At 44.7% G+C, this 19,797-nt stretch carries 17 protein-coding genes; 1 reads left to right on the top strand and 16 read right to left on the bottom strand.

All coding sequences use genetic code 11. From position 1 onward, the window contains the following. Positions 1-4: 4 nt before the first annotated feature. Together NQ536_RS01645 and NQ536_RS01640 are read right to left on the bottom strand one after the other, a co-directional pair. Entirely contained in the window at positions 5-2,776 is a 2,772-nt protein-coding gene (locus NQ536_RS01645; RefSeq protein WP_004851826.1) for an AAA family ATPase, read from the bottom strand. A 180-nt stretch (positions 2,777-2,956) separates the two neighbouring features. Beyond that, the gene (locus tag NQ536_RS01640) at positions 2,957-4,129 is read right to left on the bottom strand and encodes an exonuclease SbcCD subunit D (protein WP_004851827.1); all 1,173 of its coding nucleotides are present in this window, start codon (positions 4,127-4,129) and stop codon (positions 2,957-2,959) included. A gap of 209 nt (positions 4,130-4,338) precedes the next feature. Here NQ536_RS01640 and NQ536_RS01635 point away from each other — a divergent pair, with 209 nt between their 5' ends. Further along, positions 4,339-4,857 (top strand): DUF6512 family protein, encoded by a 519-nt coding sequence (locus NQ536_RS01635; RefSeq protein ID WP_044998100.1) that lies wholly within the window; start codon positions 4,339-4,341, stop codon positions 4,855-4,857. On the opposite strand, the gene NQ536_RS01630 is transcribed toward NQ536_RS01635, so the two are convergent. From NQ536_RS01630 to NQ536_RS01565, 14 genes are all read right to left on the bottom strand, one after another. Then, entirely contained in the window at positions 4,844-5,422 is a 579-nt protein-coding gene (locus NQ536_RS01630; RefSeq protein WP_004851831.1) for a DUF1294 domain-containing protein, read from the bottom strand. The genes NQ536_RS01635 and NQ536_RS01630 overlap by 14 nt on opposite strands. Positions 5,423-5,573: 151 nt before the next feature. Further along, the gene (locus NQ536_RS01625) at positions 5,574-8,030 is read right to left on the bottom strand and encodes an ABC transporter permease (protein ID WP_155803864.1); all 2,457 of its coding nucleotides are present in this window, start codon (positions 8,028-8,030) and stop codon (positions 5,574-5,576) included. An 11-nt stretch (positions 8,031-8,041) separates the two neighbouring features. Then, on the bottom strand, positions 8,042-8,803 hold the full coding sequence (locus NQ536_RS01620; RefSeq protein ID WP_044998101.1) for an ABC transporter ATP-binding protein: 762 nt from the start codon (positions 8,801-8,803) through the stop codon (positions 8,042-8,044). 107 nt (positions 8,804-8,910) lie between these two features. Continuing rightward, positions 8,911-10,128 carry a sensor histidine kinase gene (locus NQ536_RS01615; RefSeq protein WP_044998102.1) on the bottom strand — a complete coding sequence of 406 codons (1,218 nt, stop codon included), beginning with the start codon at positions 10,126-10,128 and terminating at the stop codon, positions 8,911-8,913. A 67-nt stretch (positions 10,129-10,195) separates the two neighbouring features. Then, complete coding sequence (locus NQ536_RS01610; RefSeq protein WP_004851839.1) at positions 10,196-10,915, bottom strand: response regulator transcription factor; 720 nt, start codon at positions 10,913-10,915, stop codon at positions 10,196-10,198. Between the two features lie 103 nt (positions 10,916-11,018). Further along, positions 11,019-12,788: a MutS-related protein gene (locus NQ536_RS01605; RefSeq protein WP_004851841.1), complete on the bottom strand. Its 1,770-nt coding sequence runs from the start codon at positions 12,786-12,788 to the stop codon at positions 11,019-11,021. A gap of 109 nt (positions 12,789-12,897) precedes the next feature. After that, a complete protein-coding gene (locus tag NQ536_RS01600; protein WP_004851843.1) occupies positions 12,898-13,464 on the bottom strand; it encodes a cytidylate kinase-like family protein in 567 nt (188 codons plus the stop codon). A 129-nt stretch (positions 13,465-13,593) separates the two neighbouring features. Then, on the bottom strand, positions 13,594-14,073 hold the full coding sequence (locus tag NQ536_RS01595) for a GNAT family N-acetyltransferase (RefSeq protein WP_004851846.1): 480 nt from the start codon (positions 14,071-14,073) through the stop codon (positions 13,594-13,596). 26 nt (positions 14,074-14,099) lie between these two features. Then, entirely contained in the window at positions 14,100-14,534 is a 435-nt protein-coding gene (locus NQ536_RS01590) for a hypothetical protein (protein ID WP_004851847.1), read from the bottom strand. Between the two features lie 106 nt (positions 14,535-14,640). Next, positions 14,641-16,668: a RecQ family ATP-dependent DNA helicase gene (locus tag NQ536_RS01585; RefSeq protein ID WP_004851849.1), complete on the bottom strand. Its 2,028-nt coding sequence runs from the start codon at positions 16,666-16,668 to the stop codon at positions 14,641-14,643. A gap of 142 nt (positions 16,669-16,810) precedes the next feature. Continuing rightward, a complete protein-coding gene (locus tag NQ536_RS01580; RefSeq protein ID WP_044998105.1) occupies positions 16,811-17,674 on the bottom strand; it encodes a helix-turn-helix domain-containing protein in 864 nt (287 codons plus the stop codon). 177 nt (positions 17,675-17,851) lie between these two features. After that, positions 17,852-18,532, bottom strand: a complete 681-nt coding sequence (locus tag NQ536_RS01575; protein WP_004851852.1) for a metallophosphoesterase — start codon at positions 18,530-18,532, stop codon at positions 17,852-17,854. 42 nt (positions 18,533-18,574) lie between these two features. Continuing rightward, positions 18,575-19,288 carry a metallophosphoesterase family protein gene (locus tag NQ536_RS01570; RefSeq protein ID WP_044998109.1) on the bottom strand — a complete coding sequence of 238 codons (714 nt, stop codon included), beginning with the start codon at positions 19,286-19,288 and terminating at the stop codon, positions 18,575-18,577. Positions 19,289-19,316: 28 nt separating this feature from the next. Next, positions 19,317-19,781: a DUF4253 domain-containing protein gene (locus NQ536_RS01565; protein ID WP_022058788.1), complete on the bottom strand. Its 465-nt coding sequence runs from the start codon at positions 19,779-19,781 to the stop codon at positions 19,317-19,319. Positions 19,782-19,797: the final 16 nt, after the last annotated feature.

The following is a 19,797-nucleotide window of genomic DNA, read 5'->3' as shown; positions in this document are numbered from 1 at the left end:
ATTCCTACACCACCAGCCTCGCCTTCGCCCTGCCGGTTCTGTCCTTTTCCACCACGATCTGCTTGTCAATCTTCTCCTTGAGTTCAGTCACGTGCGATATTATTCCCACCAGCTTGCATCCCTCGGTCACGCTGACCAGCGCTTTGTATGCCTGTGGCAGAGTCTTTTCTGTGTCCAGTGAGCCAAAGCCCTCATCCACAAACATCGTATCTATCTGAATTCCGCCAGCCGAAGCCTGCACCTCATCGGAGAGTCCAAGTGCAAGGGAGAGTGATGCCATAAATGACTCGCCCCCAGAAAGAGACTTAACGTCTCGTCTGCTGCCGTTGTAATGATCCACAACACAGAGGTCAAGACCGATCTGGCTTCTCTTGTCACTGCTGTCCGTCACACGGCTCAGTTCATACTGACCGTCTGACATCTTCAGGAATCTCAGATTCGCGCGCTGAATTATCCTGTCAAAATACGACATCTGTATATATGCCTCAAGGTTTATCTTATTCTTGCCGGATACATTCCCTGAGGCAGTGTCATAAAGTGACTTCACACTGACGTATTCCTTTTCTTTTGCCGAAAGTTCATCGGACTTCCTGCTTATATTCGCCATCACCGTTTCATTTGCGCGGATGCGGCTGTTTCCATCCTGCATGAAAAGTCTGATTCTTCCAAGCTCATTTCTTGCTGCGACTTTGTCTTCCTCAAGCTTGGCAAGTTCAAGCTTCTCTGCTGACTCCAGCGTGTCTGTCAGAGCCTTTATCTGCCCCTCCAGCGCCTTAATATTCTGGATCACAGCATTATATCTCTTCTCAGAGGCTTCAAATGAATCCTGCAATTTCTTTGCTCTGCCAAGAATCTCGTTCATCTTCATTTCCGCCTCGCTCCGATTTCTGAATCTGAGTCCCGCGGCCAGTTCAGTCACCTGTTCTCTGTCAGAGGCAAGCTTTGCTGTAAGCGCTGATATATTTTTTTCGATGTCTGCCAGCTTTGTCTGCATACCGGCCAATGTTTCTTCCTCCTGAGGAAGTTTTGCAGCAAGCTCATCCCTTCTGCTGACCCTTTTGCGTTCAGCCTCGATCTGTCTGTCTGTATCGGCAATCTTCTCATTGTAATATCCTATATTCTTCTCAACCTTTTCCGGCAGACCGTCTATATCCTCCGGGGCGTCAAATTTCCTTCCAGCCTGCTCAATAATGCTGGTTCTGATCTCCGTGACACTGGCAAGCTTTACCTTTGCATCCGTAGCGCTGGCATTTGCCCTGTCGCGTGCTCTGTCCGTATCCTTCTTCGCGTCCTCTAACTGCGCATCTGTCGGAGCCTCCTTTGGCAGCGATGCAAGGATTTTGTGCTCCGTTGCACCACACACAGGACACGCCTGTCCCTCCTTCAGATCCTTTGCAAGGATTCCCGCCTGGGCATTCCTGTAAAGCGTGCTCATATGCTCATACATATCCTGCTTTCTGGTATACATCTCGTTATCAAGCAGATACTGCTTCTGTGCTTTGTCCACCGCCTGCTTTCTTCTGCTGTATTCCATGAGCAATCTGTTTATTCCGTTCAGATAGTCAATAGCGTCAGCCATCTTTTCCCTTGATGCCGTAAAAGCCACGATTTTCTCTCCCGCATCCGCAAGTTGCACCTGCTCCATTTTTAGCTTTCCTATGAGCTTCTGCTTGTCTGCCACAAGCGTTCTGCCCTTCTCTGCCTGCTGATTTTGCCTTTGCAGGCGCTGTTCACCGTCTGCAATATTTCTTCTCTTTGCATCCAGTTTTTCATAGTCCGGAAGCTCGTTATTTATAACCGCCGCCTGCCTCTGGAGCTCTTTTGTCTCTGGAAGTGCATCCTTTGTCCTGTTTAACTCTGCCTCAGCAGTAGTTCTGTCATTCTGTACATTTGCAAGCTCCGAATGTGCCTTTCCAAGCTGTACTCTGGCTTTCTCTGTCTGCTGCGCCTTGCCTATCAGCGTGTCGAGCCCCCCTATCCGGGTCTCAAGCACGCCAATCTGCTTCTCATACGAAGCCGTTCTTACCTTCTCCATTCCAATAAGCTTTTCGATAAGTGCAAGCACCTCATCAACTGGCATCTGGCCGGCCTTTGCCTTTTGGACACTGAGCCCCAGAGGATCATCCTCTCCGCAGACTATTCCAGATATATACTGCTCTATACTCTTCTTCATATCGTCCCGTTCACTCTGAAGCTTTCTCGTCTCATCCTGAAGCCGCTTCTGCAGAAAAAAATACCTTGATGTGTGGAAAAGTTTGCTGAATATCTTCTGCCTGTCACTGGACTCAGCCACCAACAGCTCCTTGAACTCACCCTGTGCAAGCATGGATATCTGTGAAAACTGTTCTCTGTCCACACCCATCAATTCCTGAAGGTATGAGTTGGCCTTTGTCCTGTTGACAATGACTGAGTCATCCGGCAGATACAATTCTACAGCCGCTTCCTGCAGGGTAGTTCCTTCACCTTTTTTCTTGCGTCTCTCATAAGAAGGATTTCTTTTAACCCTGTAGATTTTTCCTATATGTTCAAATGTCAGTTCAACGTAGGTGTCTGTGTCCACATCCGCATACGTTGATCTCATCATCCTAGCATCACGACCTGCGCCACTCGGCTCATCATACAGCGCATAACAGATGGCATCGAATATCGTGGTCTTTCCCGCACCTGTATCCCCAGTCACAAGATACAAGCCTTCAGCCCCAAGCTGTGTCATGTCAAGCTCCTGGACACCCGCATATGGTCCAAATGCCGACATCGTAAGATTAAGTGGTCTCATAATCGCTCCTCTCCTTTACAATGTATCGCCCCTCTCGCCTCCACGAGCGGGGCAGGTCGTCGGAGCGCATTTGAGTTATTCGCTTCGCTCATAAGCGCTCCTCTCTTTCACAATGTATCGCCCCTCTCGCCTCCGCGAGCGGGGCAGGTCGTCGGAGCGCATTTGAATTATTCGCTTCGCTCATAAGCGCTCCTCCTTCCATATAACGTCTATAATATCCTGAACAAAACTCTTCTGTTCATCACTCATTTGCCGATTGTTCTGTTTCTCATACAACTCTTCAAACAGATCTATAGGCTTTTTCCCTTCAAGCACAGCGCCATCGTCTATCGTCTGTGTCACACGGGTTCGGGTGTTGTCGTATCCAAGCTTCATCACATTTGGATAGACCGTTCTGAGTTTTCCCAAAGCATCCGGCACATCGTCCTCGTCCGTGAGAACCACATACAGATAATCATCCACAGCCGTCCCCTCATAGTTTCGCCTGTCCATCAGCTCGTCAAATGTTCCCTTTACCTCGCGCAGCTCATGCATCGGAACAAGCGAAACTGTCCTTATCTCTATTTTCTTGTTCTCAGGGATGTCAACAACCGTCACAGATTTCGTATGCTTAGCCTCAGAGAGTGAATACTTAAGCGGTGTTCCACAGTATCTGACGGTCTCCCTGCCCACCTTCTGCGGTCCATGTATATGCCCCAGCGCCACATAGTCAAATGAGTCAAATACCGACACATCCACATTGTCCAGACCGCCCACATTCTCCTCCGACTCCGAGCGCACAGCCCCGGTCACGAACTGGTGGGCCACAAGGATATTTGTAACCTTCTCATCAACATCCATGTGCTCCACCGCCACACGGCAGGCATCCGTGTAATCCTTTATATCATCCGCCTCATCAGGGAACACCGCTCTGACCATTGCCGGCTTCACAAATGGCAGCATGTATATGTTCACCATCTGTCCTTTTCCATCCTCCAGCTTATATGGTCTGACCAACCCATCTCCCATCATGGCTATCTGTGCCGAATCATATACCGGCGATATATGGATTCCACTGAGATCAATCAGACTTGATGCAAATGCCAGCTTGGCCGCCGAATCATGGTTGCCGCTGATGATATATACTTGCAGCTTTCTCTTTGCAAGTGAGGTCAGGAAGCTGTCCAGCAGTTTCACCGCCTCCTCGCTCGGCACAGACTTATCATATACATCACCGGCTATTATGACTCCATCCGGCTGCTCATCATCGATGATGCCCAGTATTTCTTTTAATATATACTCCTGATCCTCCAACATGGAAAATTCATTTACACGCTTTCCTATGTGAAGATCAGATAAATGGATCAAACGCATGCACAGTTCTCCTTTCTTGCAATTCCGTTTCTTTATTATATCGCTGCCTATAGTTTAGCACAGATGCGGCGAGTAAGAAATCAACCTGCGGGTTAAAGATAACATATAGAGCCTGCTCTAAGACAAGGATTTTTATCAGATTTACATATTTTATGCCCAATTCATCATACACTATATAATATAGCACCTGTTTCTTTGGAGGGTCCTTAATGCAAGCAAAAACCAGACTCAACCTTTTCCGCTTTATCTTCATTTCGATTCTTGGAGTCCTGCTACACTTCACCTACGAATGGTCGGGAGACAATCCCGCAGTCGGACTGTTCTCAGCAGTGAACGAGTCGACCTGGGAGCATCTAAAACTCATATTTTTCCCTATGCTCCTGCTTACGATAATCGAATTTCTCTGGGCTCATATAAAAGATAAGTCCCTGCCGGAAAACTATCTTCCAGCAAGGACTGTCGGTATCCTGTCAGGTATGGCATTCATTGTGGTCGGTTTCTACACTCTAAACGGTGTACTGGGCAGGAATTATGAGTTTCTGAATATCGCACTTTATTTCGCCGGGGTTATGTATGCATTGCGCACCGAAAACAGATTAGAATCCAGGCAAATGTGCATAAATGACTACGTTTCCATGACTATCCTGGCAATTCTCGCGGTTGCATTCTTTGCATTTACCAACTATCCGCCTGAACTGGGGGTATTTGCGGTTCCTACAACAGATTAACCACACACATCAGAAGCACCACCTGCATTACAAGTATAAGTGGCACTCCAACCGAGAAATAATTCTTCCTTATCTTATGCCTGAACACCACCATTCCAAGCAGAGCACCAATACTTCCACCGGCAAATGCCATACCGAGAAGGACCGCTATGGGGATCCTGTATCCGCCCTTGACCGCTCTGTATTTGTCAATTCCGAACATGACAAATGTTACAACACTCACTGCCGCAACGAACCACAATGTCCATCTGTATTCCACAAACACATCCCAGAATGCAAAGCTCCATTTGCCCGCAGGTCTAAGCTTCCAAGTCATGAACACCGCAAGTTCTATCACACACACGCACACTGTGAACACTCTCAGCATCATATTTGTCTTGGATGCAGTCCTGTCACACAACGCAAATGCTATTATCATGCCAGGGGCACCACCGGCAATGGCTATGATCCCCAGCAGAACACTGAGTGCCTTATGGCTTGTTCTCCTGCGTCTCGCAGCCGTCACTCCATCAAGAACAGCTCCTAGTATATTTATACATATCAGATATATGATCAACTTATCCATTATATATACCCACCTTGTCTACTGACATTGTATACAGACATTATATTCCATAGGGCATGACCATAACAAGTGACAAATGTCAAGAACTCGTGGCAAACAAAAAAAGAGCAGAACTACGGCTGTATACATAGTTCCACTCTCCTATATACTTCTACTGATCTGCGATGAGCACCTGCGGCTGAACCTTTCTGATGTTCCCCGCTCTGATAAATGCTACCACAGAGAATAACACGCTCATAAATACCAATGGTATAACCAGTGATATCACGCTTGTACTTAAATTAAAACTGTATATTCCAAATGATTCAAATCCTGCCTTGAAGAATGGCTTGCTGACGATAAGTGCCAGAACTATACCAAGCAGCGAACCCACAACTGCCGTCACGATAAAGCGGACCGCAAGCTGGCATCTGAGTCTGAAGGATGTAAATCCAAGTGCCTTGTATATTCCGATATCCTTCTGCTCACGCATGAGAACCTTGCCACACACGATTATGACCGTGACTATCACGAATACAGCCCCCAACATATATGTGAGCAATGTGAGTCCCTGTATTGCAATGTTGACTGTACCCGCCACTCCTTCAAAATCATCCTTTGCTGAATGTATTGAATACGTGATGCCCTGATTATCGCCATATCTCTTATCTATCTCCTGGATTATCGCATCACATTCATCAGTATTGTCAAGATCATAACATATTTCTTTGCCGCTCCATTCCTCTTCATCTGAACTGCTTTTGGCAGCTCCACTGACACCAGACTCACTTACGATCCCTTCGCTGGCAAACTTACTATATGCAGCCTTACTAATTGCAAAATTCTTGCCCACATCATTTGCCGAATCGTATATGCCGGAGATCACCATCTTCCTTGCCACGCCGCCGCGCTTGACTGTGACTGTGTCACCTACGTCCATGTGAAATCCATCAGCCACATACTGGGTTATCAGCACTTCATTGTCATATGTGCAGGTTCTTCCCTTTCTTATCGTGTTGATCATATCAGGGTCCTCCACTATATAACAATACATCTGCACATCATCGAACAGAAGGTACTCGCTGGACATTTGATATTTTCTATACGCTGTGTGTTCTGATATAACATTCTCTATATCCTTCTGCGTATCCTCATCGACAAACGAAGCAGTCAGGTCATACTTCGTGACTGAAAACATATCCACCAGCATATTCTGTGAATTAAACCAGCGCATCATATCGTTCATAAGTATCATGAACATGGCAAGTATAGCAGTCACTATGATGGCTGCGGCATACTGTTTCTTCTCAGATATAAACTGTCTGTATGCAAGACTCACACCAAGTTTCTTGCCTGAGACCGGAAGCTTCAGAACGCTTGAGAAATGCACACTGTCCCGTCCACCTCTTATCGCCTTTATAGGTGTGGCCTCGGATATTCTCCTTGTCTTCAACATGATAAATGCTGCTATTAGAAGCAGTATCGACAATATGACACACAGCACAAGTCCTACATTAATATCAGACGGAACTTCAAGTCCTGAAGAAGATCTTGTGGCACTATTTATAATTTTTAGTATCGGAATGGCCAGTGGTATTCCAGCAAACAGTCCAGCCGCCACAGTGCACATATACCCGGCAAGCAACGCCAGCTTCACCGATGAATTTGTCATTCCGACCGCTTTGAGTATTCCTATGTTAACAAAATCCATCTCTATGCTGCTGCCGATGTTGTGTCCTAGAACTATCATAGCCGCCACCAGAAGCAGCACAACAAATATAAGCAGCACCGCGGAGAATACCTTTGTCATAAGAAGCATGTAACTTCCCGCCTGCTCCTTTGATAAAGTTATCCAGCAATATGATGCGAAATCACTCACATTATTCAGTTCTCTCTCAAACTCCATCTCCGTGAGGTCCAGGCCCGGCTTTTTATCTATTATGATAAGCTTTGACAATTCAAAGGATCTCTTGTCATCTTCCAGTCCGCTTCTATGATCTTCCGCAGCCTTTGCCTTAAGATCCGCAAAATCCTCATCTGAGATCAATATCGTCTTTATTCCCATGACCGAAGATCCCATATATGGATCCTCGAAAAATGACGCAACTTTGAAGGTATAAGAACCGTTATCATTGCCCAGCTCGACTGTATCACCAATCTTGCAGTCATACATACCTATGAAACTGAACGGCACACTTACCTCACCTTTTTCAAGCCGGCGATCTGTCATTTTGTTATCCACATCATACTGATCATATGTGAGCACGCTGTCTGTATCATTCAAAACGAAGCTGCTGTTTCCGCCTTTTCCATTGCAGTCCTTAAGCAGCAGATATACAACATCTGTTGCTTTCACTTCCTGCACCGCATCACATTTGCCAATATTCTTTATTATCTTGTCTGCACTTGTTCCATAGGCATCCAGCCTGTTCTCCCCATAAAGTGCGGCAAGCATACCTCCATAACCAACCTCTTCCATAGCTTCCGAATCATGCCTTATGGAATTCGTGTAGTAAGAAAGCACTGAACAGAATGCCAGAGAAATGATAAGCATGAGCACGAGCACACTTATATGCACGCCCTTGTTTCTTCTCATATTTCCTCGAAGCACCATCATGATATATCTCATCCCGGCACCTCCTACCACTGCATGGAACCAAGCCATGCATCTATCTGGCTCTCACGTCTCTTGCGGTCTTCTTCAATATATTGTGACAGCTTCAGCTCACCTATGATCCTTCCGTCCTCTATGTAGATGATCCTGTTCGCCCTGATAGCAGCCCTCACATCGTGGGTAACCATGAGTATGCTCTGTCCCTCAACATTGAGCTCGGTGAGAAGGTCCAGCACATCCTGAGTATTCCTACGGTTTAATGCGCCTGTCGGCTCATCCGCGAAAAGGATACCCGGACTGTTGATGACCGCTCTGGCAATAGCGCCCCTCTGTGCCTCTCCGCCGGACACCTGTGCAGGAAGTCGGTCAGCAGCACTTTCTATATTCATCTTTTTTATGAGTTCATCAGCCCTGTTTTCAGTCTCTTTTGTGCTCGTATCCTTATTCATATAACCCGGCACAAGTATGTTCTCTCTAATGCTGAGGTTACTAACAAGATGTATCTGCTGAAACACAAATCCAAACTCATACACCCTGAGTTCTGCCATGCGCTTCTCATTATATTCTGTTATATCCTCGCCATCATATATGACCTTTCCCGAAGTCGGTCTGTCCATCCCGGACAGACTATAAAGCAGTGTGGATTTTCCCGAGCCTGACGCTCCCATGATGACTGTAAAATCTCCCTTATAGATATCCAGATCCATGTTGTTGAGCACATGGTTCTGCACGCCCTCACTGGAAAAGCTTTTGCAAAGGTCTCTTGCCTGAAGTATTATATCTGCCATTTTTCTCTCCTTTTTATAGTTGTAGCACGGGGGCATTCAGACATCCTCTACAGATCTTCACCTCGCCACCGTGCTACAACCATATCACCCTATTTATTAACAAGTCCTTAACAAACCTTTCTTGCTGCAAAATATAACACTGCCTCCAGGCCATCAACATGATTTACAAGTTCCACATCTCCGCCCATTCTGTCCATGAGATAATGGACAATAAATAGTCCAAGGCCCGCTCCAGGTTCATCACCGGAGTTTTCCCCTCGATAAAACTTCTCATATATGAACGGCATATCCTTATCCGGAATTCCTGTTCCATGATCCTTTATGGACAGACTGTATATCATATCAGCGCCGCCCACATGGACATTTCTTGGAAGTTTTTCGGGCGATATACATTCCGTAACAATACTTATCTCTGTGTCTCTGGCATACTTAGAGGCATTTGACAGTATATTTTCTATCACCTGAACCACTCTTCCCGAATCTGAATGCTCAAGCACTGCCTCGGTTATATCTCCATTCACCACGATATCCATTCCGAGACCTATATCTGACAGGACCTGTTCCAGCAGAGGTTTTATCTCAACCTTATCACTCTTCACCACCAGTCTGTCCAGATCATGCAAGGAATGAATAAACATGTCATTCGTTATGGACGTAACCTCATCACATTTCTTCATGATGACCGACGCATACCTCCCCCTGCGCTCCTGGGTGGCATCCATATTCATGACCAATGCCTCCGCATATCCTCTTATGGATGCGATTGGAGTCTTTATATCATGTGACAGCGTGGCTATAACTGTCTTGTTGTTCTCTATCGCTTCCTGCTCTCTACGCCTTGCATGCACTATCTCCGTTCTCATATGGTCAAATGCCCACGTGAAGCTTCCGAACATATTTACCCGTCTGTACTTAAGTTCGGTGTCCATATCCCCTGCTGCCAGATGTGATGCATAATCCTCCATCTCGTCAAATGGCCTGAGAACACACACGTATATGTACAGGAATAATACAATCACAACACACAAGACAACGATATACATGATCACTATATTCCTAAGTCCTGACTTGCCGGTATCTATCTTTTGTTCCCTGAGTTCATTCATTACAGCGTCAAGCTTTTCGTCAGCATCTGTGGATCCCGAATCATACAGTTGTTTCACTTCATTCAGTTCCACTATATACTGCCCATATTCATCATCTTTTATCCGCCGTGTCTCGTCCTGCTTCTCCCTGTAGAACAGCCAGCCAAAAACTATGGTTATAGCGCACATGAACACGATCAGCATTTTTATTATATTGCTTCTTACTGAATGTCGCTTCATATAAACTCCCTATAGCTGCCAAGTGGACATCCACCTTACAAGCTCATATTATTCTCACTGTCTTTGTCTATTCACTATCTCCCAGCACATATCCCGTTCCCCATACCGTACGGATAAGCTGCGGATGTGACGGATCTGTCTCAAGCTTTTCTCTGAGCCACCTCACATGCACCGCAACCGTGGATGGCTCCACATCACTGTACAGCCCCCACACGGCACTCATGATCTGTTCCTTGGTCAATACTCTGCCTCTGTTCTCCGCCATGTATACAAGCAGGTCAAATTCCTTCGGCTTCATATCCACATTACTTTTGTTTCTGCTCACAGTCCGTGCGTACCTGTTGATCTCTATCTCGTTCCCGTCTGTGTTCAGGGTCAACATCTCAGACTTATTGTCATCAACACCATAAGTTCTCCTGAGTATCGAACGGATACGAGACATAAGCTCTTTCAGTGAATACGGCTTTGCGATATAGTCATCTCCACCCATATCAAGACCATTCACCTTGTCATCCTCACTCGTCCTTACACTTGCAAATATGATTGGCACCTGCGAAGTATGCCTGAGTTCTTTACAGAATGAGAAACCTGTACCATCGGGAAGATTGATATCCAGAAGTATGAGATCACATTTGTTATCTGTCAGCACTTCATATGCATCGTCTATGCTGGCTGCGTACAGAAAAGCATAGCCGTTGTCCTCCAGCATATCCTGTATCAGCATAGACAGATCAGCGTCATCATCCACTATAAGTATTGTTCTCTTGTCTGTATGCTTTTCTGTCATCCTATACCCTCCAATATCTTCACTGTAGACAATTCATATTATATGACTCTAAACTGCCCACATATCGTCTGTAATATCATCCGCAAGCAGTGCATACAGCCAACTATTTTTCTTTATTCACCAGCATATCATATGTAACACCATATTTCTCCGCTATGTCACTGGCATATGATCTGCCAGCCGGCGGCGCTATCTCGATCTTGTAAGATCTTTGTGATCCCTCGTTATGTACGATCAGCGAATATACCTTGCCATCTGCGCGTCCTTCATTCATCTCATCCACATCAAAGCCCAGCTTATGCATATGGGTGTTGTATATCGTCCGCGTTCCCTTTGTCAGAATCGCTCTCACGGAATCTCTGGCTATATAATAGCCCTCCTCAAATGACGTAGTTGAAAACGTCTCATTGAGAAGTATCAGGCTGCCGTCACCCGCACCGTCAAATATCTCCTTAAACCTCTTGCACTCCTCACCAAGTCTTCCAAGATCCAGGGTCTTGTCTTCGTCAGCAGGGAAATGCGTGAATACGCAGTCCACAGGAGCAAATTCAAATTCATCACCCGGGATATATATACCGCCCTGAGCCAGTACAAAAAGCTGGCCTATCGTCTGGGTTATAGTCGTCTTGCCGCCTCTGTTGGCACCTGTGAGGATATACACTCTGTGATCGCTGTCAAAGTCCAGATCATTGGTCACTATGTGATCCGACTCCTCCGTATCAAATGCTGCAAGCTTGATATTGTATACGCCACGAGCCTTCATATAATATCTGCTCTTGAAATTGGCTTCCTCAGATGTACCTGCGTCCGGCTGATATGCAGAGTTCACAACCCTTGCCTTGGAAAATACCGCACCTCTGCTTTGCAATTTTTCTATATACTCAGCCCATCTTATATAGTATGTAAGCTCCGGTATGAGATCCGTCATGTCTGTGATGGTTATGGATACATATTTATTGAGCACCTGTCTCATTTTCTTCACTATCCCGGATACCATATGTCCCACTACTCTGTCCGTATATCTGGTCACATCCTTTGCCTGGTCGCCCTCAGGTATTCCGCCAATTCCGGCAGCAGCACCTGCCACGGTACCCACAGCGGCAGTCTGCACCATCTGCTGCATAGGAGCGTTCACCTGAAGCTCACTTCTTGCATCAAATGGCTGGAACTTATAATCTCCCTTCCACTGCGCCTCATTGCTGATCCTGTCTCTGGTTACTAGATGATCATAGAAATTACTGAGAACACCACCTCTGGTGAAGTATTTGTTGTTCACTGATATAAGGCCTACGCCCTCAGCTTCAAATCTCTCATTCAGATTGATTCCAACCGTTATACTCTTTATCTCTGAGGTATCAAATTTCAGTCTGGATATATCTTCCTTAAGTTCACCAAAACCATTATCACTATATATTCTCTTCACATAATCCCTGAGCCCGGCAAATCCGTCAGAATGAAGTTCATACTTATTAAGACATTCATATAGGGCATCAACACACTTGATATAATCGCCTATCTCATCAAGCCTGTGCATCAGCTCCCACACACTTGCACCTTCATCGTATTCGCGGCGAAAGCTTCCGTAATCCTTCAGAAAACTTATCCTGTTGAGGGTCTCCATCATATCTTCCCTTAACTGTTTATGGTCAAGAATGTCCTCAAATATATCACATCTGTACCGGGTCACCTCCGGATCCTCATACATCTGCGACATAACGCGCATTATATAATTCTGTTCTGCCTCCTTGGATGACAACTGCCTGCATATCATGTCCAATCCCAGATCATGCATGGTCACAGGGCTCAGTATTTGGGACAAATACTCGCCATCCGGAACCAAAAGGCTGTATTTTCCAGTTGCTTTTTCTCCCATATCTATACCTTTCAAATCATAATGTCGAAAACCTATCTGACTAACTCACACTATCCGGCTTCTATCTGCCTTTCATCGGTCTTTAACCGCGCTTCCATCTGTCTCAGTTCTACTTGCCTATTACCTTCATATACGCTGCGACCATCTCCACAACACCGTCCACGCCGAGCTTCACCTCGTCAAGGCACAGGTCATAATGTCCTGAATATCCCCAGTTCTCTCCTGAGTAATAGTCATGATAGCTTCTCCGCCTGGCATCAGTCTCCTCCACAAGACTCTTTGCCTTTGATTCTGATATGCCATGCTTGTCCATTATCCTCTTTATTCTGCCGTCTTTATCTCCGCACAGGAATATTCTCACTGCATCGTTCCTGTTCTTGAATGCAAAGTCCGATGCTCTTCCCACTACAACACCATCCTGTCCGTCAAGCAATCTCTCAAGTACCTCCTCCGGAGTCTTTCTTCTCTTCACGACAAAGTCATCTGACACCGACTGCATCATAGAATCTATAGCCTTCTCTCCAAAGAAAAACGGATATTTGTCATACACACCCTTCTCCTTTGCCAGCCTTATTATCTCTTTCTTTGTGTAACAGGTTATACCATATTTTGAGGCAAGTCTTGCTGCCACCTCATCGCCGTCACATCCACACTCTCTGCCTATTGTAATTATCATTCTGTGCACCTCCACTCGTCATTCTTATATAATAAAAATGTCTCATCTCTATAACTCATCAAACAATACACCCCCATTATATTACAATATAGCTGCAGCTGCATCCTATAACTTGCAATATCTACCTCTTTAGAATCCCCGTTCCATACATACGAAATGCTTATCAAAAAGATCACACTCTCCAACCGTTTCAAAGCCAATCTTGGCGTATGTCGAAAGCGCCACCACATGTCCCTCTCTGACAAGTATATGAACGCCCTTCATGCCTCTGCTTTTCAGAACATCACAGGCATAGTTCATCATAGTCTTCGCAATTCCCTGTCCCTGCATATCCTTCCTGACGCACAGCCTTGAAAGTTCTCCCGATGGAGCCAGATCTGCTCTCCAGCACGTAAGTGCCTCAACAGCATCGTCGTGATCTATGGATATTGTGGCTACAATCTCTTCTTTGTCATTCTTCATAACAAACAGATCCTCGTTCTTCAGGTCAAATGCTATGGTATTCTCGTCAGGATAATTCTCGCTCCACTCACACGGTCCACCTATCATGGCGTGATAGAGCGAGAGCAGTTCTTCTTTGTCTTTTGGTGTTGCATTTATTATCTTCATATGTCTGATCCTCTTTCTAAAAATGATTACAACAAATCAAACAGTTCTTTATTGTATATACTATCATCCAGTTCTGGTTCATTCCAATCTGACGCACACATCTCTGAGAATCTTAGAACTGCATTAGCTATCTTAAAATCATCCTCATCTGTACTAAGCAATAGTTTTAACATCGTATATATTTTATTACAAACATCATTATTAATTGCTTTCATACAACTATCCGGTATACCTCTAAAATAGTCTTCCCCTTCGCATTCCCCCGCATGTACATCCTCTATCTTTCCATTTCTGTATACAGCCACACTTAATGCTTTTGCCAACCTTTTCAACACAATATCTCGTATAATTCCTTTTCTTTCAATAAATTTTATTTCTTCATCCGTTTTTAATTTCTTAATCTCGTTTACTACTTCTTTTTCATACAAACTGTATATAGTTTCAAATACCATTATCTTCATACCTCATTATTGTCAATCTATTGTTAATCATAAAGTAATCTATCACTTTCTTTTTAAACGTATCGATTTCGATCCCTTTAAGATGAATAATATTTTTCTCACTCCACTATTCCCTCACCGTATCCTGTGAAAAATACTCCTTAAGCAGAGTTATTATCACCTTCTGGCTCTCCCTGCTATGTGTGATTGCATAATATCTTCTGCCAAACTTCGCTTTCCGCTCTTCCTCACGAATTCCAATCTCCGCCCCTTTTGAGGTAACCCGCTTCGTCTTGCTGCCATCATCCATGTCCAGTTCTTCAATGTAGCCATTTTGCTGTAGCAGACCATTGATAAATGCCGCTGTCAGCTTTTTCATGCCTGTGATTCCCTGTTTCTGATTCAGTTCATTTATACGATTCGCCAGCTCAGAAACAATACATTCATCGACGATCTCCACATCATCAAGCATGTTCGGATCAATATAGAACTCTTTCTTCCTGACTGTTTTCTCTTTTCTGCGCTGCTTTTCCGATTCCACACCTTGTGTCCCTAAGTCACCAAGATTGTCAGAATCCAAAGCTTCCTCTTTCATGCTCTCCACATATTCCGTATGTGCAAGGCAGAATTCGTCTATAATCTCTGCAAATGTCTCTCCATAACTCTCCGTCTTCTGCACTCCCATACCATATACGTTCTTCATATCCTCACTGTTTCTCGGCAACTTAATGCACATATCCTTGAGAGTCTTATCCGAACAAATGATAAATGGCGGCACATTCTGCTTCCTTGCAAGCTCCAGGCGTCCAGCCCGGAGAAGTTCAAACAGTTCCATTCCCTCATCTGTCAGATCAGCCATCACCGCCATCTTTTTCACAGCACGTTTGTCAGTTATGTATGACTGCTCTGTCTCTTCCTCCGTCACAACACAATTACTGCATTTGTCACATGTGCAAGGGCTTTCATCTCCAAAATACCTCAGTATATACTGTCTCAGGCACTGATCCGTTTCACAATAACGTATCATTTGATTCAGCTTCCGCTGGTCATTTGCCCGCAGTTCATCATCGTCTATGCCTGCATTTGCAGAACTAACCTTATGTTCCAGCAAACGCTTGTTTATCATGATATCCTGCTTTGAGAAGAACAGTACGCACTCCGCTTCCTCACCATCACGTCCGGCTCTTCCAGCCTCCTGATAGTAATACTCAAGGCTCTGCGGCATATTATAATGAAGCACATACCTCACATTTGACTTATCAATACCCATGCCAAATGCATTTGTCGCCACCATCACACTGAGCCTGTCATATGTAAAATCCTCCTGACTCCTCTTGCGCTCCTCCATCGATAATCCGGCATGATACCGACCGGCAGATATTCCATGTGCCACCAACAATTCGTGTACCTTCTCCACATTCTTCTTGGTAGCACAATATATGATCCCGCTCTCTCCCTCATGTCTCTTGACATAGTTCAATACACTGTTGTCCGTCTCACGTCCGCCTTTCCTGTTCACAACCTTGAAGAACAGATTCGGTCTGTCAAATCCTGTGACAATCGTGACAGGAGATTCAAGTCTAAGATTCTGGACGATATCCCGCCTTACTATATCTGTTGCTGTAGCGGTAAACGCGCTCACAACAGGGCGCACTGGCAGCTTATCTATAAAATCCGCTATTTCCAGATAGCTTGGTCTGAAATCCTGTCCCCACTGGGATATGCAATGAGCCTCATCAACTGTCACCATTGCAAGACTTGCCTTGCCGGCAAAATCCAGAAACTGCGCAGTGCCAAGTCTCTCCGGGGTAACATACATGAGTGTATATCTGCCCTGTCCGGCATATTCCAAAGCTTTTCTGATCTGTCCTTCTGTCAATGTACTATTGATATACGCAGCGTGAACTCCCGCCTGGTTCAGTGCCTTAACCTGATCTACCATAAGTGATATTAGCGGTGAGATAACTATCGTCACTCCCCTCCCGGCGGCTTCCATCATCAAAGCCGGCAATTGATAACAAAGCGACTTACCTGCTCCGGTTGGCATAATTCCAAGCACATCCCTTCCTGCAAGTATTCCATCTATAAGCTCCTGCTGTCCTGATCTCAGACTGTCATATCCAAAATAGTGTTTTAATGTCTCCTGTAAATTCAATCTATGTCCTTTCCAGCCTCTTCAAGCTAAAATAAATAATATTTACAAATCCGAAACCTCCGCCTCAAATGTCTGTTGACTTTTTCTTTAGCATGATTTATTCTTTACTTATTAAGAAATGGGTTTTCTACTGGGTAGGGTTTTACACCTGACAAGGCTTGCTCGTTTCTTTTTTTATTTCTAAAACATCATACAGATACATTTTCCCAGAAGCAGCATGTCTGATCAATAATCTTGCACTAAACACATTGTACCGCTCAACCTCACCACCTTCATCGTAAACCGGTAACGCAAATCTGGTATCATATCTATACCAGCCATTTTTAGCATTACGGCTATGTTTCTCTTTTTTATTTTCTTCCGCTGTTTTGGATGTTGCTATTTCAATTATCTCAGTAATTGCCTGAGCCGCACTTGCCTTTGCTTTTGCCACTGTTCCTTTAATATGTTTCGTGTAATTAGATCCTGCGTATTCGTCCGGCAAATCTGTACCGATATAAACTATATCTCCAGTCTCTGCTATAGAATAGAACTCTCCCACATTCTGGCGCAGATATTCCTCAACATCGGGCCATGTTATAGAACGTTTTCCCTTAAAAATAATATCATTGATAAACACAATATTATTCCCATCCACATCCTGTATAACGGCAACATTCCTCTGTGGTGTCTTCATCTCATTTGGCTCAACATTGTCAATGAGCTCCATATATCTGAGCATATGCCTTCTCACATAATTATCCGATCTGCGATAACACTCCACCAGATATTTCTCCTCGGCACTGTAATCTGTGCCACTGCTCTCAGCCCCGTCTTCTCCAAGCAGGTCTGCCAATGACATGTCAAGTGCCTTACAGATAGCAACCAGCTTGTCTGCCTGGGGATTGATCTTCTTCTTTTTCCAGTCATTTATCGTGCTGGTGGAAATCCCCGTTCTTCTCGAAAGCTCTGATTGGCTCATATTCAGTTCGTCAAGCCTTGCAAATATCTTCTCATATACCTTCACAATGTACCCCCGTTTCACTTCCGACTTTTCGGATATTGTAGCACATATCCACCTTTACTGCAATATCTTAGATTCGATTTTCACTCCCGCCGTGCTATATTGTTCTCAGCAAATGAATGTACAAAGGCGCACAAGCTCCCAACGGAACTGTGCGCCTTTGTATTTTAAGGGAAAGGACTAAGTAGTAAATGGTTGTACAAGCCATTCACCAGACTCTGTGACTTTGTAATATTTGTCCTCATCAGTATCAACTAGAAGGACTGGGATAACGCCGCTGTCCAGCACCGTTCCATCAATGTAATAGTGTGATTCACCATCATAGTAAATATCATGAAATCTTGGATCCCCGGAGATCTCTGCTGTGCCAACATGTCCGGCTACGACCTTCATATCAAGTCCTTCTATCTTCCCGGTCTCCGCCGGATACTTGTTGACATAAGTGTCCTCGCTGGTCATCCATTCCCACATGTCACCGGCTTCCTCATCAATGCCAGCATGGACAAATATCGTGTTGCCCTCTGTAAAATACCTCGGAAGATTCTCGATCCATCTTATATATCTGTCATCATCACATTCCCGGGCATCATCTGCATCGTCATCAAAGACACCGATCAGCCGGTTTATACTCGAGTCTCCCAGAAGAACAAATTCCTCATGGTTACCCATAAGAGCAACTACCTTATCAGGACCATATTTCTTCTGCAGATTCATTATCTTATCCAGGACTGCATAACCATCTGCGCCTCCATGAATATAGTCCCCAAGCAGGCAAAGCATAGTATCAGGCTCATCCAGGTGATCCCACACCAAAGCTAAAGCATCCACGAATTCAGCTATGCAGCCATGAATATCACTCATACAATATATCCTCATAAGCACTCCTCCCTGTTCTCTTGAACATCAGTCTCCTGTGTAAAATTCTTTGCCATCATCAAGCCTTATCGCCGCAAGCCGCCCGCTTCTTCTCACCGCATCGCAGTCAATGGCGATATGATTATTCTGTCTGTATATGTATCCAGGTCTGGGATTACCCGGTATGCCTTGTGTCGGGGTATGGCCTGTCACTACATAAGTGTCGTCAAAATACTGAATATCATACTCCGCGCTTGCCCAGATAAGTTCCTCAATCGTGTAACTCTCGATCGGTTTACCAGGATAAAAATCCCCTAGCCCGCCGTGCACAAGTAGATATTTCTGTCCAGCTACCGATATCTCCTCTATCTCTGGCATATCCTCTATGAAGTCAATGACCTCTTGCTGCTTCGCTCTGTCCAGTGCCCGAAACCCGTCTATGGTCGTCTTGCTGCCATTGTACTGCCATGTTACCAGGTTCTCCAGCATCTCTTCAGACACCTCAGACAACGACTGTTCCGTTATCTCAGTAGTCATAAAAAACTTAAGACAGTCAAGTGCCATGTCCTCATGATTGCCAAGCATGCAGATCACATTTGACATGCTCATTATCTTGAGCAATGTTTTGATCGGATCTGGTCCCCTGTCCAGAACATCGCCCAGAATATACAGAGTGTCCGTATCCTTCAGCTTGATCTTATTCAAAAGCTCGGTGAATTTGTTATACATTCCATGGATATCTGAAATTACATATGTAGCCACTTAAACCGCCTCCCCAATATTTATAATATTAATCCCACCATATATGAAGCTCGCCTTTTTCTCTTATTATTTTTTGCATTTCTTCATATCCGCCACTACAAGCCGCATCTGCCTGAATATCCTCACATTCTTTGATCAAATCCTCTATTTCTATATCAGATAGCTTTCGGTTCAATACAAAATCAACGCTGTTATATGATAATCCAACTATCTCCGTGCCAAATCGCTCTTCCCATTCCTTAGCTCTATTATACATCTCTGCTGCTGTCGGCGTAGAGTTCCATCCTCCCCAATAATTTCCAAGTACTGCAAATACTTCATAAGTGTGATCAATATTTTTAAAATCAACAACTACTCCCGGATTAGGGTTACTGATATCAACAACCCTGTTATCACAATAAAATTCGTTCTTGTCTGTCTGGTGTATATACTTTTTAAAGAACTGGAACATACAAGGTTCATCACTCGCTTCAATATTTATCTTTTTTCCCATATGTATTTCCTCATTT

This window comes from Coprococcus eutactus, from assembly GCF_025149915.1.
Lineage (GTDB): Bacteria > Bacillota > Clostridia > Lachnospirales > Lachnospiraceae > Coprococcus > Coprococcus eutactus.
Note: the sequence above shows the minus strand (reverse complement) of the source record. Positions and strands in the feature narration are given on the sequence as shown.